Annotated in this window: 27 protein-coding genes; 3 read left to right on the top strand and 24 right to left on the bottom strand. The window is 63.7% G+C overall.

Going from position 1 to position 17,850, the window contains the following annotated elements:
• The 23 genes from B7Z76_RS14350 to B7Z76_RS14460 all read right to left on the bottom strand — a co-directional run.
• On the bottom strand, positions 1–706 hold a 706-nt coding region (locus B7Z76_RS14350; protein ID WP_291344791.1), incomplete at its 3' end, for a phage tail protein.
• 3 nt (positions 707–709) lie between these two features.
• Complete coding sequence (locus B7Z76_RS14355) at positions 710–1,168, bottom strand: hypothetical protein (RefSeq protein ID WP_291344793.1); 459 nt, start codon at positions 1,166–1,168, stop codon at positions 710–712.
• A gap of 3 nt (positions 1,169–1,171) precedes the next feature.
• Entirely contained in the window at positions 1,172–1,882 is a 711-nt protein-coding gene (locus B7Z76_RS14360) for a hypothetical protein (RefSeq protein ID WP_291344795.1), read from the bottom strand.
• 12 nt (positions 1,883–1,894) lie between these two features.
• Positions 1,895–2,302, bottom strand: coding sequence for a zinc ribbon domain-containing protein (locus tag B7Z76_RS14365; RefSeq protein WP_291344796.1), 408 nt, complete (start codon positions 2,300–2,302; stop codon positions 1,895–1,897).
• Positions 2,250–3,227, bottom strand: a complete 978-nt coding sequence (locus tag B7Z76_RS14370; RefSeq protein WP_291344798.1) for a transposase — start codon at positions 3,225–3,227, stop codon at positions 2,250–2,252. Before B7Z76_RS14370 ends, B7Z76_RS14365 begins: the two co-directional genes overlap by 53 nt.
• The gene (locus tag B7Z76_RS14375) at positions 3,224–3,832 is read right to left on the bottom strand and encodes an IS607 family transposase (protein ID WP_291344800.1); all 609 of its coding nucleotides are present in this window, start codon (positions 3,830–3,832) and stop codon (positions 3,224–3,226) included. Before B7Z76_RS14375 ends, B7Z76_RS14370 begins: the two co-directional genes overlap by 4 nt.
• Before the next feature lie 303 nt (positions 3,833–4,135).
• On the bottom strand, positions 4,136–4,489 hold the full coding sequence (locus tag B7Z76_RS14380) for a hypothetical protein (RefSeq protein ID WP_291344802.1): 354 nt from the start codon (positions 4,487–4,489) through the stop codon (positions 4,136–4,138).
• Positions 4,490–4,492: 3 nt separating this feature from the next.
• Positions 4,493–4,804 (bottom strand): hypothetical protein, encoded by a 312-nt coding sequence (locus B7Z76_RS14385; RefSeq protein ID WP_291344804.1) that lies wholly within the window; start codon positions 4,802–4,804, stop codon positions 4,493–4,495.
• A gap of 3 nt (positions 4,805–4,807) precedes the next feature.
• Entirely contained in the window at positions 4,808–5,314 is a 507-nt protein-coding gene (locus B7Z76_RS14390; protein WP_291344806.1) for a hypothetical protein, read from the bottom strand.
• A gap of 25 nt (positions 5,315–5,339) precedes the next feature.
• Positions 5,340–5,810: a hypothetical protein gene (locus B7Z76_RS14395; protein WP_291344808.1), complete on the bottom strand. Its 471-nt coding sequence runs from the start codon at positions 5,808–5,810 to the stop codon at positions 5,340–5,342.
• Between the two features lie 12 nt (positions 5,811–5,822).
• Positions 5,823–6,737 carry a hypothetical protein gene (locus B7Z76_RS14400; protein ID WP_291344809.1) on the bottom strand — a complete coding sequence of 305 codons (915 nt, stop codon included), beginning with the start codon at positions 6,735–6,737 and terminating at the stop codon, positions 5,823–5,825.
• A 12-nt stretch (positions 6,738–6,749) separates the two neighbouring features.
• Positions 6,750–7,343, bottom strand: coding sequence for a hypothetical protein (locus tag B7Z76_RS14405; RefSeq protein WP_291344811.1), 594 nt, complete (start codon positions 7,341–7,343; stop codon positions 6,750–6,752).
• 98 nt (positions 7,344–7,441) lie between these two features.
• Positions 7,442–7,939 carry a hypothetical protein gene (locus B7Z76_RS14410; RefSeq protein ID WP_291344813.1) on the bottom strand — a complete coding sequence of 166 codons (498 nt, stop codon included), beginning with the start codon at positions 7,937–7,939 and terminating at the stop codon, positions 7,442–7,444.
• Between the two features lie 45 nt (positions 7,940–7,984).
• Positions 7,985–8,917, bottom strand: coding sequence for a hypothetical protein (locus B7Z76_RS14415; protein ID WP_291344815.1), 933 nt, complete (start codon positions 8,915–8,917; stop codon positions 7,985–7,987).
• Between the two features lie 10 nt (positions 8,918–8,927).
• A complete protein-coding gene (locus tag B7Z76_RS14420; RefSeq protein ID WP_291344817.1) occupies positions 8,928–9,338 on the bottom strand; it encodes a hypothetical protein in 411 nt (136 codons plus the stop codon).
• Positions 9,339–9,370: 32 nt separating this feature from the next.
• Complete coding sequence (locus B7Z76_RS14425; protein WP_291344819.1) at positions 9,371–9,580, bottom strand: hypothetical protein; 210 nt, start codon at positions 9,578–9,580, stop codon at positions 9,371–9,373.
• Positions 9,573–9,812, bottom strand: coding sequence for a hypothetical protein (locus B7Z76_RS14430; protein WP_291344821.1), 240 nt, complete (start codon positions 9,810–9,812; stop codon positions 9,573–9,575). Before B7Z76_RS14430 ends, B7Z76_RS14425 begins: the two co-directional genes overlap by 8 nt.
• 29 nt (positions 9,813–9,841) lie before the next feature.
• Positions 9,842–10,261: a hypothetical protein gene (locus B7Z76_RS14435; RefSeq protein WP_291344823.1), complete on the bottom strand. Its 420-nt coding sequence runs from the start codon at positions 10,259–10,261 to the stop codon at positions 9,842–9,844.
• A 160-nt stretch (positions 10,262–10,421) separates the two neighbouring features.
• A complete protein-coding gene (locus tag B7Z76_RS14440; protein ID WP_291344825.1) occupies positions 10,422–12,563 on the bottom strand; it encodes a hypothetical protein in 2,142 nt (713 codons plus the stop codon).
• Between the two features lie 41 nt (positions 12,564–12,604).
• Positions 12,605–14,905, bottom strand: coding sequence for a phage terminase large subunit (gene terL, locus B7Z76_RS14445; protein ID WP_291344827.1), 2,301 nt, complete (start codon positions 14,903–14,905; stop codon positions 12,605–12,607).
• A 69-nt stretch (positions 14,906–14,974) separates the two neighbouring features.
• A complete protein-coding gene (locus tag B7Z76_RS14450) occupies positions 14,975–15,559 on the bottom strand; it encodes a hypothetical protein (protein ID WP_291344829.1) in 585 nt (194 codons plus the stop codon).
• Positions 15,559–15,837, bottom strand: coding sequence for a hypothetical protein (locus tag B7Z76_RS14455; RefSeq protein WP_291344830.1), 279 nt, complete (start codon positions 15,835–15,837; stop codon positions 15,559–15,561). Before B7Z76_RS14455 ends, B7Z76_RS14450 begins: the two co-directional genes overlap by 1 nt.
• Before the next feature lie 80 nt (positions 15,838–15,917).
• Positions 15,918–16,202, bottom strand: coding sequence for a hypothetical protein (locus tag B7Z76_RS14460; RefSeq protein ID WP_291344832.1), 285 nt, complete (start codon positions 16,200–16,202; stop codon positions 15,918–15,920).
• A gap of 140 nt (positions 16,203–16,342) precedes the next feature.
• Here B7Z76_RS14460 and B7Z76_RS14465 point away from each other — a divergent pair, with 140 nt between their 5' ends.
• From B7Z76_RS14465 to B7Z76_RS16350, 3 genes are read left to right on the top strand one after another with little or no spacing between them, the layout of a single operon-like run.
• Positions 16,343–16,543, top strand: coding sequence for a hypothetical protein (locus B7Z76_RS14465; protein WP_291344834.1), 201 nt, complete (start codon positions 16,343–16,345; stop codon positions 16,541–16,543).
• 24 nt (positions 16,544–16,567) lie between these two features.
• Positions 16,568–16,816, top strand: a complete 249-nt coding sequence (locus tag B7Z76_RS14470) for a hypothetical protein (RefSeq protein ID WP_291344836.1) — start codon at positions 16,568–16,570, stop codon at positions 16,814–16,816.
• Complete coding sequence (locus B7Z76_RS16350; RefSeq protein ID WP_366925314.1) at positions 16,813–17,037, top strand: terminase gpP N-terminus-related DNA-binding protein; 225 nt, start codon at positions 16,813–16,815, stop codon at positions 17,035–17,037. Before B7Z76_RS14470 ends, B7Z76_RS16350 begins: the two co-directional genes overlap by 4 nt.
• On the opposite strand, the gene B7Z76_RS14475 is transcribed toward B7Z76_RS16350, so the two are convergent.
• The gene (locus tag B7Z76_RS14475; RefSeq protein WP_291344838.1) at positions 17,003–17,614 is read right to left on the bottom strand and encodes a hypothetical protein; all 612 of its coding nucleotides are present in this window, start codon (positions 17,612–17,614) and stop codon (positions 17,003–17,005) included. The two genes, B7Z76_RS16350 and B7Z76_RS14475, sit on opposite strands and share 35 nt — an antisense overlap.
• Positions 17,615–17,850: the final 236 nt, after the last annotated feature.

The raw sequence follows: 17,850 nt of genomic DNA on the forward strand, positions 1-17,850 counted from the left end.
CTGCCGTGGTGGCCGTAGCGGCTTGCGAGATCGTGAGCGTGTAATTGCCCGCTGAGCCGCTGAAGTCGGTGACAGTTGTCCCGGTCGGAATGCCAGCGCCTTCGATCGGTATCGACAGCGGCGCCACGAGGCCGACCGGCAACGCCGCCACGCCTGTGATTGAGGTCGATCCGCTCGTGACCGTCCCGGTGGTCGCGAAACCTATTGCGGAGAACAGATCCGCATAGGTCGAGCGTGACACCGCGGATCCATCGGCCCATAGCCACAGCGGCGGCAATGTCGGCCCGGCGAAATCCTTCGTCTCGCCATGGTCGGGCTCGTTCACCCGCCAGACGTTCGTGCCATCGGTGTAGATGTGGCACATTTTCGCCGGTAGGTTCTGGGTCCGACCGCCAGACGCTCCCGTCGACACCGTGATCGCATAGCCGCCGCGGGTGGTCAGATCGTGGAAATAGAAATAGCCGGCCTTCTGCGGCACGATGATCGTGACGGCGCCGGACAGCATGCCGGACAGCGCCAAACGCACGGCCTGCACCTGCGATGCGTTCAGGGTGACCGTGCCGCTTGAAAGCGTCAGGGCGGTCGTGGTGCCGAGGAATGCATCGATCAGCGAGAAATTCTCGTTGACGATTGGCCCCCAAGCATTCGGATCGGAGCCGGTCGCTGGGATCGTGAGCGCCTTGTTCGTGGTGACGGGATCGGCCATCTTTTACTCCGGGATCAGAATGACAGGTCCGCCATCCGGTGCCGTAATTTCGTAATCATCGGCATATTGCGTGGTGACGATCCCGGTAGGCGTCGGCCCGGCATTCGACAACGGCGGAATGGCCGGCGGAACGGACTGGACGAAACCGCCAAGCGTATCCTGCACGTCGCCCCCGAGCGTGTCGGAAACCAGTGTCGCCATGAACGGAGCATAGAGGTCCGGCCGCGGGTTGCGCTGCGGCACGGGATCGGGCGGCACAATGATCGGCCGGTAGTGCTCGAACGGCTTATCGTAGCATCGGTGGCAGACCCGGAAATTCAAATTCATCAGCCGGTTGCCGCGCCAGTCATACTGGAACCGCAGGTCGTTCAGGTTGTACCAAATGCCGCACCGGTCGCAGACGCCGAACGCCTCGGGATTGCGAGCCGAGACCCGCGCCCGGCCATGGAATCGCCACGCCATCGGTCAGGTCCGGAAATAGCCATTGAGACCCGGAACGATGAACACCGGCACATCCTCGATGTTGCGATCAACGGCCTTCTGGTAGCTGCGATCTGCCAAGTTCATCAGCGGAAGCGCGCGATCCGGCGCGTAACTGACGGCTAGCTCCGCGGATAGCCGATCCGAGAACGCCTTGAGGAAATAGCTTGGGATGCCGAGCGTGCCGGCGTTCGCCAGATTAGCGTCCTGAAACTGCCCGACCGAATAGAAATGGAATTCCCATGCCGCATCGGTCGGCGGCTGCCAGAGCGTGACAGTCGGCGACAGCAGCCGGTCGAACCAGAACACGGTCGGTTGGCCCGGCGTGGTCTTGTCCGGGAATGCCGCCCATTCAGTGCGGCTGATCGGATACATGTAGAAATCGAACTGGTTCGCCTGCCCGGGATTTTTCCGCAGGAACGCGTCCAGCATGACGATCACGGTAGGATCAACCGGATAGGTCGCCTGGTTCTCGACGCACTGAATGACGGTCTCCCTGACTTCCCAGAGGTTCGGCTGATCGTTCGACCAGTCCGAGAGGATCAGGTTTGCAGCAAGCCGGGCGTCCTGCATGTGCTCGACCGTCAGGGCCGTGCGACGGATGCCGCACCGGCTGAACGCGTGCAAGATGGTCTCGCCAAGGCTGGGATTGAACGAGTAGGTGCCGGACAGTTGGTTGAGCGCAGATCCTGACATTCAACCTGCTTCCTAATTTGTGCGCACATGTGCGCACGGGTTTAGCTCTCGGTTCACTGACCGCAGTTTCACCGCCTCTTGCGAGGCGGCCAGCGCCGCAATCTCCCCGAGCGTTGCCGCCGGATTGCCCGGCGACGGTTCGGCCCAAGCCGGGCCTACCACGAGGTGTTCAAGGTTGATCGCCGCGTTCTCGTCGCGGTCGTGAACGGTGCCGCACTCGGCACATGCCCACGACCTGGCAGAGAGCGGCAGCTTGTCCACGACGCAGCCGCAGGCCGAACACGTTTTGCTGGACGGGAAGAAGCGATCAGCCACATGCACGTGGCCGCCGCGCATCCGCGCCTTGTATTCGAACTGCCGGCGAATCTCACCGAAAGCCGCGTCGGAGACAGAGCCGGCAAGGGCGTGGTTCTTGCCCATGCCGGCGACGTTCAGGTCTTCTGCCCATGCCGGCGACGTTCAGGTCTTCGAGGACGATCGTCTCGAAGGTGCTGGCAACTGCCGTGGTTGCCTTGTGGATGGCGTCGCGGCGGATGTTCGCCACGCGCCCATGCAGCTTCGCCAGCTGAGCGCGGCGGTTCCGCATCCGGCGGCTCGTCTTGGCGGCCCGCTTCTTCCGGGCATCTTCCTGCCGGCTGATGCGCCGGGAGAGCTTCTTGACGCGCCGCATCGCCTTGCGCAGCGCCTTCGGGTTCTCGATCTTCGTACGTCCATCCGGCAGTTGACGCGACAACGCCATCAGCGCCGAGATGCCGAGATCGACACCAACGACGGAACCGGGCGCAGGGTGTGGGGCTTCTGCGTCCGGCATCTCGCACTGGATCGCCACGAACCAGCGCCCGGCCTCGCGGCTGACGACGGCGCCGAGGATGCGCCCGCCGATCCGCAGCGGTTCGCGCATCCGAACCCAGCCGAGGTTCGGGATGCGGATTTCGCCCCGATCCTTGCCGAACCGTTCACGACAGCCGTGCGCCTCGAACTGGTCGTTCCAAAGTGCGAAGCTGTCGTGCTGGCCTTTCTTCTTGAACTTCGGGTAGCCGGCCTTGCGCTGGCCCTTGGGTTTCTTCAGGTCACGGAAGAAGTTTCCGAAGGCCGTGCCGAGGTTCATGATTGCCTGACCACTGGCGCACTTCGTTACGTCGCACGACCAGGGAAATTCCGTGCGACGTACAGCGTTCCACTGCGCCTTGAGCTTCGTGGCGCTTGGCTTCCCACCGGCTTCGTATAGGCGTTTCCATTCCGCAAGGCCCCAGTTCCATGCGAAGCGCGCGGTGCCGGCGGCGCGGGCAAAGTGAATCGCCTGCTCGACGGTCGGGTCCAATGCGATCTTGTGGGCCAGGATCATGGCTTCACATCCTGGCCGATGGCTTCGCTGAGCTTCTTCTTGTAGTTGCGCAAACCGTAGAGCCGGCTTGAAAAACAATGCACGATGGTCATCAGGTCTTGGACCATCTCCTGTTCCGGCGACAGGCTTTCGTTGTTCAGCACGAGGATGTCGCAGCCGTGCGCCTTGCAGTGATGCTCGAACCACTGGTAGCCGAACCGCACCAGCCGATCCTTGTGTGCCAGAACGATAGTCCGCACCTCCCGGCGTGATACGGCGTCCATGATTTCGAGGAACCGCTTGCGGTTGAAGTTGAGGCCCCCGGCGACTTCTTCGATCCACTCGACATCCACAAGGCCGCGTGCCGCAGCGAATTCCTCCAGAACGCGCCTCTGATTTTTCAGGTCCGGCTTCTGCGCCGCCGACGAGACGCGACAGTAGGCGATGACCCGGTGCGGCTCGGGGCGTCCGATCTGCTGACCAAGGAACGTGTCCAACTGCTCCCGCGTGTAGGCCCGCCGCCCGGTCTTGGTCCTGCCGGCCGGAGAAAGTCTGCCCTCGCGGTCCCACCGCTGAAGCGTCTTCACGCCACGCCCGAGATAGGCAGCGGCTTCGCCTGTGGGCATAAAGGCAGGAAAAGGTGACCGCATACGGCACTTTTAGGCATTTTCGAGCACAATATCAATGCCTAGAGTCAACCTCCTGCGGTTGGTAATGCGCGTTGGACGCCACAATATCAATGCCTAGAGTCAACCTCCTGCGGTTGGTAATGCGCGTTGGACGCCTTGGCCTGATTGACTTCGGGCTGCGGCTTTACCCATGCCGATCGCCGGCCAAGACCCGCAGGGAGCGATCGGTGAGGGAGGCGTCCCTTCGCGGCCGTGCGCGTTCGGCCGTGGAGATGCAGCCCCCTGCGAAGCTTGCAGGGGTTAGTTGATCGAGAACGGCTGGATGATGTTCACAGTCAGGTTGCCGCCGGTCAGTGCGGTGACGACAAGCTGAAGCGCGCGGATTGGCGATGTGATTGTGCCGCCGGTCGTAGCCGTAGCCGGAAACGTGGTGCCCGACACGGCCGCCCAAGTTGGGCTCGCTTTCTGGACCACGCCATAGCCATTGCCAGGCCCGTCGAGGATCGGGTCGAGGGTCTGGTTGAGCGTGTAGCTCGCCGTCACCCCAGCCGGAACCTCGACCTGCCACGCGACATTGAACGGGTTCACCCAGTCGTCGACTGCAAAGACATATGTGCCGGTCGCTGAAATGGTGGCATGAATAGGACGCGCCATGGGTCAGTCCTTCTTTTTGCCGCCAAGAGGAGGCTCGCCGAGTTCATGCGCACGCTTGTCGATCCAGCGCTTCACGGCCGGCTTGTCGTTCGCCCGGCCGTAATCGTGTTTCGCGTTTTCGAGGTCATGCGCGTTGCGGATCGGAAACCGGCCGCCGGGCATGGTATCGCCCTCGTGCTCGGCCCGCTTCCGCGCCGCTTCGGAAATGCCGCCGCCGGACCGTTTCGCCGGGCGGTCAAGCCGCTTGCGCGCCGCGGCGCCGTCCAGATCAACCGAACGGCGCCGCTTGCGCTTTTTGGCCGGAACTTCGGCCATTGGTCAGTCGCCGCCGCCGGTAATCATCGCCTCGTCGGCCGGGCCACCCTTTCGGTCGGTCGTGCGCGACGCCGTGGTCAGCGGCGAAGAGTCCGAACCGACGCCGCCGCCACGCTTCCGGCCGGGCCGGTCGAGGCGCTTCTTCGCGGCCGAGCCCTCCATGTGCTCGACGCGGCCGCCGGACTTGCGCTTGCGGCGCTCGTCCTTCTTGTTCGCCATACGGTCGCCGCGGGTCTTGTCGAGTTCCTCGTTCACCCGATGCCCCGCTTCCATCTCGCGGCGCTTTTTCGGGTTCTTGGTCTCGTCGAGCCGGTCCTTGTAGCCCTGGACCTTCCCGCCGGATTTCCGCTTGACCATGTTGCCTTTGGCTTCCGACGCCACGCCGGAATCGCGGCCGGCATAGACATCGGTGGGAGCGGAATCGTCGGCATCGCGGCCGTTGCGGGCATCCCAGTCGCGATCTTCGGTGATACGGCCGCCGTCGGCGCGCCGAGCTTTACGCGTTGCCATTGCTGGTTCCCTTCATGGCTCGTCGTCAGGCCGCCTGGACCGTCTGGACGTATAGGATGGTGACAGTGGTCGAGCCGGCCGTCGCCGCCGTGCCGGACGGGGTGACGGTCGCGTAGACGGAGGTATTCGTGCCGATGTCGAGCATCGCCGACAGCTGCGCCGCGGTGAAGGTCGGGCGAACGCGCTCGGCCGTCGCGGTGCTCACGCCACTGGCATAGTCCGTCCCGCCCGCAGTCACACCCACCGAGAGCGTGTCCGAGGTGCCGGAGTTCCATGCCGTTGTCGTGTCGGCGAGGATGTCGACGATCTGGCTACCCTTCGGGAGAACGATTTCCCCCGAAACGGTATTCGTCCCGTTCTGCGTCAGGGTGACGATCTGGCGCAGGACAGCGAGGCCGGTATTCGCGGGCCCATAGGCATCAGCGTCCTTCTTGGTGCCGCTGATGAGTGGGCCTGACCATGTGGTGCCAGGCCCTTGCGTGGTGTCGGTTGACATGGCCGCGGCTCCTTACGAGGTCGGGAAAGAGCCCCAAATGGAGCGCGGGTTGTAGCCGGCGAACGAATACCGCTCGTAGCCCTTCACCATGAGGTTGTCGGTCACGAAGTCGACCTGCATGTCGGTCTCGAAGGGAACGCGCTGCAGGTAGAGCAGCCCCTTGATGTTCGTCAGCAGGAACCACGCATATTGCGACGTGAGGAAGGGGTTGACCACGTAACCGTCCGGCAGGCCGCCGGCGGTGAACGGGATCACGTTCACGTCGTTGTCGGCCGTGCCGGGCCGCAATTCGGTCTTGAGCAGGCGCAGCATGGTGGGCTCGAGCGCCGGCGGGATGACCGCCTTGCGCGCCCGGGCGAACACCAGCAGGCCGGCCTGGTCCTTGATGGTCGATGAGATGTTGACCTGAGCATTGAGCAGCGTGCTCTCGTTCAGATCCACATCCACGCTCGGCCGGTTGGCGTAGGTGCCCCCGTCGATCGGATGCGCCGTCGAGCAGAACGGCTGGCCGTCGCCGCCGAGGGCGCCGTTGACCACGTTTGAGGTGTTCAGGAACGTCGCGCCGTAGATTTCCTTCGTCTGCGCGAAGGATTCCATCAGCCCGAGGTTGCTCGGGTTGAACTGGCGCTTGTAGAGGTTGTCGTCGATGGCCTTGCGCGTGATCGCGTAGCCAAGACCGATTTCCATGTGCTCCTGGTTCCAGACGTAGCGCTCGCCCGCGTCGTTGTCGAAAGTGGTCGAACCGCCTTCGGATTTGAGCTGGGCCAAACCGAGGAAACGCATCTCGGTCGTGCGCTCGAGCGCCATTTCAGATGTGCCGGTATCGTAGATCTTGTCGTAGATCCGGTCGATCATCTGATACTTGCCAATGACCCCACGCAAACCCGGCAGGAGTTCATTGCGAATAGCTGAGAGTGCTACAGGCATTTCAGGTGCTCCTTACACGCCGGTCAGTTGCTTGAAGTCCTGGTTATTCAGCGTGACCAGAACGTAGTTGTAAGCCGATGTCGGATCGGAGCCCGGGCCTGCGGCGTAAAAATTCGTATCGCCGAGATACCCGATGATGCGGAACGGCAACGTGCTGGTGGTCGCGACGGTCGTGCTGTTGAGCGTCGCGCCCGAAAGGCCCGAATACGTGTTGCCGGTGCCGATCGCGAAATTCACGTTCTGCCCGACATCGGCCAGCGCGATCGGGCCCGGGTCGGCCTGCACCATGAAGACCGCGTTCGGATCGTCGAGAATGTAAGCCTCGACATCGCCGTTCGCGTCGGAGCCGGGGTAGAAGTTGGACCACACGGTCCGGCCTTGGCTGACCGAGAGGTATTTGCATCCGACGAAGATGCCGGCAATCGGCGTGGTGCCGGGTGCGGCCTGCTGGATGTAGCCGGTCGATTCCGACACAACCGGATCGCCATGGTAGATCGCCGTCGCGTAGGACGAGCTGATCTTCCGGGTGGATTGAGCGCAGTTCGGCGCCGTTCCGGTCAGCTGGCGAGCCCACCGGAAGCCGAACGGGGCAAGAACATTTGCCACTGTTTGCTACCTTCTATGCGGGTGGACCCTTCGCACCGGGGAAGGGAAAGCACCGGAGTTGCTGAAAGGCCGGCGCCGGGCCAGCCTGGCAGTCGTGGTCAGTCCGGAATCTGGCGCGATGCGCCCATACGATCCGCTTTTGTAAGCGGAGCGACGCTCCGGCTGATTTTCGGCCGGGCACGGGGCAGCTGCCCCTGCTCGGTCAGACCGAGACGCTGCTCCTGCGAGCGCACGCGATCGGTCGAAATGTCGAGGATTTCCTGTTCGGCTTCTTCCGTCAGGTAGCGCGGCCGGCTCATCAGTATCATGCCGCCGCGCTCAATGGCGCCTTCATGGCCGACCGGCATCATGCCGGGAATATCGGCCGCCTGGACGGGCTGCCAGTGGTTCTCTGCCAGCATCACCTGATGCTCCACGTCGAGCGCGCCCATATTCGACTTGCGCTTCCACTCGTAGCTCATCTCGGGGTTCAGCCGATCGGCCGGGACATAGTATTTGTCGGTGTTGTTCTTGTGCCGTCGCGTCAGCCGGGCCGGCTCTTCGCGCAGGTTTTCGCGAGCATCCATGTCGCGAAGGTCGGAACGATTGGGTGGCATTTGGTCTCTCCTGTAGGGCGATCGGCGCGACATGCTCGCGGCCGATCAGTGCATCGGCTGCATGTCGCCGCTCGCGACAAGCGACTGGTATTCGCGGAGCCATGCTTCGGGCGGCAGATCGGCGACGCGCGCCGCTTCCATCATGGCTGGAGTCATGTCCTTGACGCTCATGCTTGAGGCGTTGCGCGACGATCCGGGCATGCCAGACCGCACGGGAGGCGTGCCCATGCCGGCCCGGCTGGTGCGCGCCGCCGGCTGCTGCCCGGACTGCTGCTGATCCTGCTTGAAACCGAGATTGCGCTCCATGTAATCGAAATACGCGTCGGTATCGGGAATGAACCCCTCCGATTCCGCGAGGCTGTGCAGCCCCATCGCCCGCTTCATAAGCCGGTCGTCCTTCAGCACGTCCGGGTGCTGCCTGATCCAGGCCTGCGTGCGCGGCGTATAGCGCTGCAAGGCGGCCTCGAAAGGATCACCGGACTGCGCCTGTTGCTGCGGCTGCGCCGGCTCCGGCATGCGCTCGAGATGCGCCTTGGAATTGGCGAGCTGCACCTTGTGCGCGCCGGCTTCAGCCAGCTGCGCCTGCACATCGGCGACCTTGTCGTAATCGCCGGCCTGCATGGCGTCGCGATATTCGCGCTTCAGGTTCTCGATCGTCGCCGCATTGGCTTCAATCGCGCGCTCGACCATCCCGATCTGCGCCTGGCGCATCGAGACTTGGCCCTGATGCGCCTCCTGCTGATACCGGCGGTTCGCTTCCTCAAGCTGGCGCGCCCGTTCGGATGCGTCGGTGGCCCGACGCTGCTCGTCGGCGAGCTGCTGCTTGATCTTGTCGAATGCCGCGCGTTCGTCTTCGGTCAGGTCCGCGCCCGGCGCCGGCTGCTGACCCTGATGCTCACGCTGCGCGGCGTCGAGCCCATCGTTCAGATCGGTCACCGCGCCGTTGCGCTCCTGCTCGATCTTGCCCTCGATCGTCATGGCGCGGCCCTCAGTAGATTTCGTCCGGCCCGTCGAGCCGGAGCTTGATGTGAACGTCCTCGAGCATCCGGCAATCGACTTTGCCCTCCGGCCCGTTGACGACGAGGGACCACCCGTCCTGCACCCGGTAGCCGATCCAGTCGCCCACTTCGACGCGCTGGCCCTTGAAGTCGTTCCGGGCATCATCCTGGAAGGCCAGCGGTCCCATCTTGAGCACCAGACCGACCTTGCCTTGATAGCGATCCTCATTCCGGCTTACGTCAGACAGGATCACGCCGCCGGCGGTCTTTTCGGGCCGCAGGTAGATCGCGACGAGAATCTGGTTGTGCATCACTTCGATGCCCGACAGATCGCCGACCGAGCGCCGGAGCGCATCTTTCGGGTCTTCGGCATGGATCATCCGCAGCGTCGGGCGCCGCACGGATTGTGCGAGCCCTTCAAGGTCAATAGCCATCAACTCACTCCTGCTAGGTGTTTGTCGAGAAGAACAGCCACATCCACGGCCGCCATCAGCCCCCGGATGCGCCCGATGCGTTCGGCATGCGCCGTCGGCTCCTCGGTCAGGTTCGAGACCGCCTCGGTCTTGACCTGCTCGATTGCCTGCTGGACACCTTGGCCGAATTGACGAAAGAGCGGCGTGTGAAAGTCCGGCATCTCAATCATGGCGGCCGCCCGGGGTGCCCTGGTTGTCGTCGGCGTCTCCCGCGGCGTCGCCCCAGCTCAACGGGCCGCCCTCATCCATCACGACCAGCCGGGCCAGTTTCGGCACTGTTTCATCCCAGTGGAGATAGATGCGACCGTCCGGCCGCTCCCACGCGGTCGGCCCGATATCCCGGCGCCGCACCCACCCGAAAGCCGGGACGCGCTCAACGATGATGGTCGGCTCGGTTGTCATAGTGAGCTCGCTGGCCGGGCGTGTCCCGGTCAGGTCTTCGCCCCATATTTCGCGGCCTTTTCCAGTCGGCCAATGCCGGACCCAGCGCCGCCCTCATACCCGACCTTGCCGCCGCGCTTGCGCATGGCCGGCGGACCCATCGGCGCGCCCATTCCGGCGATCGGCTTTGCCGCCATCGGCGCAGCGGCAGGCATCGGCGCAGGCATCGGATGCGGGGGCATCGGCATCGGGCCGGGCATCGGAGCGCCCATCGCCGGCATCGCGGGCTTCGCCTGGTCGGGCGCGATCACGATGTTGACTTCGGTCGCGCCCTTCTTCGGCGCCCCGCCGCGCTTGTAGCCGGCCCGATCAAGCCGCTTCTTGGCCGCCTCACCTTCCAGATTGCCCGTTCGGCACGCCGCGCCGCCGCGCTTCTTCGCCCGGCGCATCGTGTCGGATGCTTCAGACATCGGATGCGTCTCGGCATAGTCGCCGCACGCTTTGCGGACACGATCAACGCGCGCCGCTGCCCGGTCCCGGGATTCTGATTTCATGCTCATGAGCGGTGTTCCTGTTCGTGGTCGCAAGTGCGGACCGGTGCCAAGGTGCCCCGGGCTACCGGCGCAGTAGTCAGAACGTCATGCCGGGCGGTGTCGGCGCGCCTACATCCGGCACGTCGGGCACGGCCGCCGCCTGCTCATCGCGGGCATGCTGATGCGCGCCCTTGATGCCTTCAGCCGCCGCCTCGACGCCAAGGCGCTCGCGTTCGATGCGAGATTTCTCGGCTTCGGTCGCCAGTTTTACCTGCGCGCTGCGCTGATCGGATTCGGCGCGCATCTTTGCCTCGACCAGCCGCAGTTCGGAATCCCGCGCCTGCTGCGCGATCTTGGCTTGGCCCTCGGCAATCTTGGCCTGCGCCAGTTCGGCCTCTGGATTGGTCGTCGGTGCCTGCGCATGGTTGAAGAATTCGGCCGGATTGCTGAACCCGAGCAGCCGCAGAATGTGGCCGTCCACCGCCTCAGCGTCATACATCCCCGGGTCGCCCTGCTGCAGCATTTTCAGGGCTTGCGCTTTGAGCAGCCGATGCGTGCGGGTGGGAGAGTTCGGATCGGACACCGGCGCCAGTTCGAACGCGTCCAGCGCCTGGATGAACGTTTCTTTGTCCCACTGATAGATCCCGCGCCGGCCGTCACGCCAGAATGCCTCCGGGTCTTCCCGCAGCAGGTCGACGAGAAGCTGAAATTCCTTCGCCTGCGCGGCGTGCATCCGCTTGTGGACCGCCGACATCGGTTTGCTGGCCTGCTCGACGATCGCCAGCATGGTGCCAACCGGCACCGGCGCCCGACCATCGCCCACCGGCATTTCCGCCGAGCCGGCCATCGCCTTCGCGTCGTTCCGCAGCGCATCGATGAGCTGCATCATGACCGGCGACGGCCCCTTGTAGGGCAGCTCCATCACGCTTTCGCGGATCGGGCGTCCATTCGTGTTGACCTTGCGGCCACCGCCTGGCGGCACGCGCAACTCGTTCGTGTCCTGCCGCGCGCCGGCGTCCGAAATCAGGAAGCCGGGGAAGTTCGAGAACATCCCTGCGTCGATCAGGATCCGCATCGCGGCCGTCAGAGCCTTGGAGGTATTGCCGAGAAGGTGCAGCAGGCCAAGGCCGTAAAACGAAATCGCGTCGATAAACGGGTAGCGGACATACATCTCGCGGGCCCGGAACAACTCGTCGCCTTCGCGCCAGTTGCGCCGGACCTCGAGCACCGTCCGGCTGTCCTTATCGATGGTGATCTTGTAGGGGAGCGGCAGTCCGTCCGGGCCTTCGCCTAAATCCCATTCGGTCAGAACTTCGTAGATCGTGTGGTTCTGGTCGTTCGGCTGCTGACTGATTGCGTCGATACCAGAAATTTCGGCCTGGGCCTGCTCGACGGGTCGCGCCTGTTGCATCGGTGCGCCAAGCGCCACGTCCCGATATGCGCCCACCAACTGCATGCGCCGCACATCTGAACGCCGCATCTGGATGACATGCGTGATACGGTGCGCATTCGCCAAATCGGTCGTGCCGGCATTCACGATCAGATCCTTGGCGTCGACGCTTTCGGAGAGCGGCCGCTGCCGGATCGGGCACCGATATACCTTCTTGAAGCCGGAGCCGCAGAACACCGCATAGAACAGCATCCGGTCGGTGTCAGGATAATATTCCGAGCACACCCGCGTCAGATAGGTGTTCATGTCCTTCTGCAGCGCGTCCGCCAACTCGTCGCGCCCGGGTCCGGAACCCGTGCTTTCATCCACTACGCGCACCGGGCCATCCGCCGGCAGAAGTTCGCCCCGCGCCGTCGACTGCGCCCGGAGCACTTCGTCGAGGAGCAGCGGCGCGACCACCGTGCTCATGCCTTCCAGCGGTGCCGTGCTGGCCCCGGCATCGCCGCGGCTTTCCTGCATGCGCAGGCCAAGAAGCCGCAGCCCTTCGGTGAATTCGTCGATCCAGCCGGCCCGGGACTGCTCGTCCGCCTCGATATCCGAGACGAGCTGTGTCGCCATGCCGGCGAGAACGAAATCATCGATCGTCTCGGCCAAGTTCTCATCGAACGTCGATGCCGGTTCATCATCGGACACGGCGCCGGGCGGCACGATGTTGATCGCCGTCATGCCATCGGGGGCCACGAGCGACAACGTGCCGTTGCGCTTCATGCTGACGTTGACGTTCTCAGCCGTGCCGGCAACCTGCGCAAGCGGCGCGAGGCCCGACACGGGCGCGGTAGATTGCGACATGCGTGGTCCTCAGTGCAGGTTGCGGGGCGTAGTCGGCCGGATCAGGCGTCGTAAAGCGGAAGGGGCTTCGGCCGGTGCATCATGATTTCGGCCTCGGCTTCCTTGAATTCGTCTTTCTTGAGCACGAATCCGGTGTCACGCAGGTAGCGGATCGCCATCGAGGTTGCGTCCACCAGATCGTCATGGGCGCCGCGGGGGAAGTTCGCGACCTGATTGATCACTTCGTCCGCCCACTTGCGCCAGTTCAGATTGCCGTATTCGTCCGTCGTGACCGGCGCGAAAACCAGCCCCTCGGCGAAAATGTGCTGGATCGACAAAAGCCGGGCCGTCTTGTCGCCGTAGCGGCTGGGATCAAACATCGTGATCCCGAATTTCCACTTGCCGGCCATCCGGCGGATTTCACTTTGCGCGACGTGGCCGTTCGCCTTGTCTTCGATCAACAGAACGTCGACGCGCAGTTTTCGGCAGGACTGGATCACATCCTGGCAGATTTCATGCAGCGCGGCCCGGCGCTGCCATGCGTGCAGGAGTAGCAGCAGTGGCGTGTCGGTGTCCGGATCTCGCCAGACGCCCCAGACCGTCATCGCGTAGTAGTCGTTCTGCTCGCGCTCCTTCACGGCCGTATCGAGGCTCGCCAGCACAAATTCGAAAGGCGGACTTTCCCGCGGCTCCCATTCGCGCCACCATTCCCGCAGGATAATGCCGCCACCCCGCGGCGTCGGCGCTTGCTGAAGCTGCGCGGCGACCGCATACGGCCCCATGCGCTCGAGGTCGCGGGTCGCGGCTTCCGGAAACCGCTCCGGCCAAAGAAGCTCGCCTTCCCGGCTGCGCCAGTCCGAAAAGCCGATCGATGTTTCGCAATGCCGATCTGGGTCATACCGCATCGGCAGCATAAGATGATCGTATTCGGCCCAGAAGTTGATCAGCGTGCCGGTCGCGTCTTCCTCGTGCGTGCGCTGCTGGACGTTGACAATCCGCGACTTCGACGGGTTGTTGAGGCGCGTCGGCATCACCTCGGTGAGCCAGAGGTTCGTGCTGTCGCGAACCGCCTTGGATTCGGCCTCTTTCGGGTTATTGGCATCATCGATCAGGACGCAGTTGTGGACGAGAATTCCGTTGGCGAAGAAGCATCGGGTGTGCTCGACTTCGATGTCGAAAACGTCTTCGTCGCGATAAACTCGCTCAACCACGGAAACAATATCCGCTTCGGTTTCGATCGCTCGCCCGCATGGAGGGCCCGACGGCACGCATCGGAACAAGCCCTGGATCGGGCGACCGGTTTCCCGCAATGATTGCACGTATTGGTCACGGCATTCTCGCACCGTCGCACCCAAGCCTGGCGCCGACATTCCGGCGAGCACACCAACCGGGAGCGAGGTAAATTGGAAATGTTCTTCGAGCAAACCGAACAGACGCGAAGATCGTCCCCCCGCAGCGTTGCGGTCAGTTTGCCAAGGCATCCCATACCGCAAACCATTCGGTCGATGCGACCGTGGCGATATGCCTTCCGAACCTCCGCTTGGTGCCTCACCGCAGATTGGCCGCACTGCGCGCAGGAGAACCTCACCCACAGTGAGGGCCGACGCCTCGGTCCAGCCTTGGCTAGTGTAGAATCGATGGTTTCCAGTGCATTCAACCACGCGGCCAGATTGAGTTCGTATTCGCCAGATGGGCCGAACTCCGCGCCAAGCCACTGCGCGTATTCGTTGAAAACAGGCGGACTTTTTCTCTGCGTCATAAGACAAAACATAGCATGGCGAAGCGCTTTCTACTATGTTTTTCAGCGTTCTAGGCCCGTTTGAGGTCTCAATTATCGTCGACCCCACCAAGCAATCTCCGCGTTCTCCGGTGACGGTCCCACCAACAGAGGTTGCAAACTTCCAGCCCGTGTGATTGGTCTGGATCTTGGTAACGCCAGTCTTTTCGAGCCGCACCCGGTCGCCCCATAGCGATTGGTAGAGCGGGCTCATCATCAGCCGGGCGCATCGCTCGTTGTCGCGCTCGGTCAGGTAGACCGCATAGGCCGCCGTCAGAAACCGGCAGGACGGCCAGTTGTAGGGACCCCAAACCCAAGCCGGGAAAAACACATTCGTGATCAGCGATTTCGAGAAGCCGGGCGGCACATTGATGATCAGCCGCTTGATGTCGCCGTCCGCGACGGCCTCGAGGTGATCGCAGATGACTTCGAGAACGCGGCCTTCGGTCATCGGTATCGCCGGCTCGACGACATGCCACATCAGCCGGACGAAGTCGATCAGGGAACGCTCGGCAAGCAGTTTTTGCGCGGCCATCAGGCCCGTGACGGGCACAAGTTGCGCACGGGCTGGGATGGTATCTGGCATGTCAGGAGATCGATCCGGAATGCGCGGCGCTGACTGCGGACGCGAGTATCTGAATCTTACCCCTTGTAATCACGAATCGCGCCGAGTGTCAAGCGACCGCTGCCGGCGCGTCCCGGCCAGCATCTCGAGACCCACAATCACCAGCGCCTCGGCTTCCGCGCAAGCCCGGCCACCCTCACCGCCGCAAAACCGCGCCGCCAGCTTGCGCAGGCTGTGGCCGTCGCATAGCGCCGCGCGCAGGATCGCGCCGCGCCATTGGCCAACACGCTCATACGCAACGCGCAGGCGGGTGATGGCGTCAATGGTGCGTTCCGCTGGCTCGGGGCCGCTCCCGCCTGGCATTTGCTGCCATTTCGGAGTGTCGAGCGTGGCCCCGGATGCGAGGGCATGGTCGCGCCACCACTGCTCAGCCACCTCGAATTCTGCGCCGGTGATGCGGCCGGCCGTGAGCAAACGCCGATGGATGTATTGCCGCGCGGCGCGGCGCCCTTCGGTTTTTTGCTCGATGATGTCGATGTCCGCATGCTCGGCGAGCCAGAGACCCCGCCGGATTTTCCCGAGATGAGTGGCGTCCTGATCGGAAGCGCGGCGGCCGCGCGGGCCGAGGTCCGAAAGCGGAGCGACGGGCGCTGATCGTGAGCGTGCCCCGGCCATCACTGGATGGTCTCCGGCTGGGACGTCGGCTCAGGCGCCGGCGCCGGGGGCGCGAGATACGCGACCACGCCGTTCGCCATCGCCAGCATCCCGGCAGCGGGCATCGTCAGGCGCCCGACTACCGCGCGCACCGGCTGACCGTCACCGTCCGGGCTGTTGTCGTGGATCAGGCGCGTCAGGGTGATGGTCGCAAGACCGTTCTGAACCGAAACGAACGCCCCATCGTCGGCGAAAGTTTCCGGCGCGGCGAGGTTTTCGCGGAAGGGAGGGATGGTCATGGGCGCGGCTCCTGATTTGGGGTGCGGGCGACGGTGTGTTGGATTTTCCGGCGTCTCGGATGGCTTGCGTTTGCGGCGACTCATCCCTCCCACCGCGCGGCTGCGGCGATTTGTTCCCATGCGCTTTGGGCGCAGCGGGGGAGTTCTTTCCACGGGGTTGGAGGTCCGACGAGGGGCATCATCCTCACTTCCACGGCTTTCTCAAACGCCCGCTGCCCCGGCGACTTCGGCATCTCGATCCGGGCGCCGAGGTAGATGGCGAGGCGAGCATTATCCACACAGTCGCTGCAAAGAAGCTTGCACCGACAAATCTTCCCAGCCATCGGCTCGACCATCGCCTCAAGGTCGGGGGGGAGTTCGGTCATCGCGTGGTCCTTTCGTGGGGGTGTTGTGGGCGCATAGCTCGTCGAGCAGCCATGCACGGATTTTCATTGCTTTGCACGTAAAAACCGTGCATGTATTGGTTATCGAAACGGCGCAGGGCGCCAAGTAACGGAGACGGAAAATGGCAAACGAAAAGGCACTTACGGCAATCGCTGCGGACCTGGACCTTTGCGATCTCGGGTTGGTTTTGACTACGGGAAGCCGGCGCCGGACATTCGCCTCTCACCGCAAAGCTTGCTTTGACGCACTGAAGGCAATGAATGCGGCGGAAGGTCTCGACCAAATTAGCGACGACGATCTGCTGGCCGAATTGCTCTCTTAACCCACCAAAGCAAGGAGACAGACGATGACCGCACCAATCAAAAAAATTCAGGCAATTCTCGAAAGCATCGATCTGCCGCGTCGTGAAATCAAATGCTACGGCAGCCAGATCATGATCACTTGCGCTGGTCGGCAAAGCGCGGAAAAATGGGCCGCGCTGGTTGCCAAATTCGCCCGCGTTCGGAACGTGTTTGAGACGGTGGACGAAGTCCGCACAAACGGCGGCGCAATCAACTACGTCCCGGTGTGGCGTGTGGCGGGGGTGATCGCATGACCCTCCCCGAAACCCTCCGCCTGATCGGCTGGTCCGTCCGCGAATTTGCGCGGCGGATCGGCAAGCCCGAGGACACCGTGCGGGCATGGGTGCGGCGCGACAATGCGCCGGCCTGGGCCGGGGTAGTCGTCACGCGGAAAACCGGCCAACCGGCCTCTGGCGACGCCCTGAGACGCGCGCCCCGCGCTATTCATCGTCGCCCCCGTCATGCTCAATCGTGATCGGCTCAGGTTCGTGGGGGAGCCGAATTCCCATCTTGCGGTAGAGCGCCACGAGGACGCGGAGCTCGTCGGTGTCGAGCTTGTCCGCCGCCAGCACCATGACGTTGACCGTCGCCGGGTCGGTCGGGTTGCCGTTGCGGTCGAGCTGCTGCACGTCGGTCTGGATGCGGTCGCCGTAAACGCGCCGGAATAGCTTCTGGACCAGCCATTTCCGCGCATCGACGCGAATGCGCTTATCCATCGCCTCGACACTGTCGGTCGATGGCCGATCCGCCAATTCGAGCATCTCGTCGACAAGCCGCTCGGCGCGGGCCTCACGGGCTTTCGCGTAGGCTTGGGCAAAAGCTGGGCGCTCGTCGTCGGCCCAACAGCACACGGTCGAGATGTTCGGCATGCGCGGGTCGGAGCAGATCGAGGTCAGCGTTTCGCCGGCAGCCAGTCGGGCGCAAATTTCGGCTTCGACTTCAGGCCCGTGAATCCGCGGGCGGCCGAGTGTGCGTCCATTGGCGGCAGCGACGGGGTTTTTACCTCGTTTTGCTTTCGGGGCCGGCTTGGGTGTTTTCGCGCGCGCGGCCATCAGGCGGACTCATGGGTGGTTGCGGCGAGCGGGCGCCAGGATGCGCCTGAGCTGGTTTCAAGCCAGCACCGGGGCAACCGGGCGGCTCTGAGGGCGTCCTGAGACGCGCGCGCACCGGCTATCGTCGTGTGTGGTGACGTCATCCTCAATTCCCACACTCGCATTGGCTTCGCGTCCTGCGGCACCCGTGGCACCAGTTGGCGACCATCCGCAGCCCGCGAAGCTCAGCGCGCTGC

Origin of the sequence: Acidiphilium sp. 20-67-58, assembly GCF_002255515.1 — a bacterium.
Lineage (GTDB): Bacteria > Pseudomonadota > Alphaproteobacteria > Acetobacterales > Acetobacteraceae > Acidiphilium.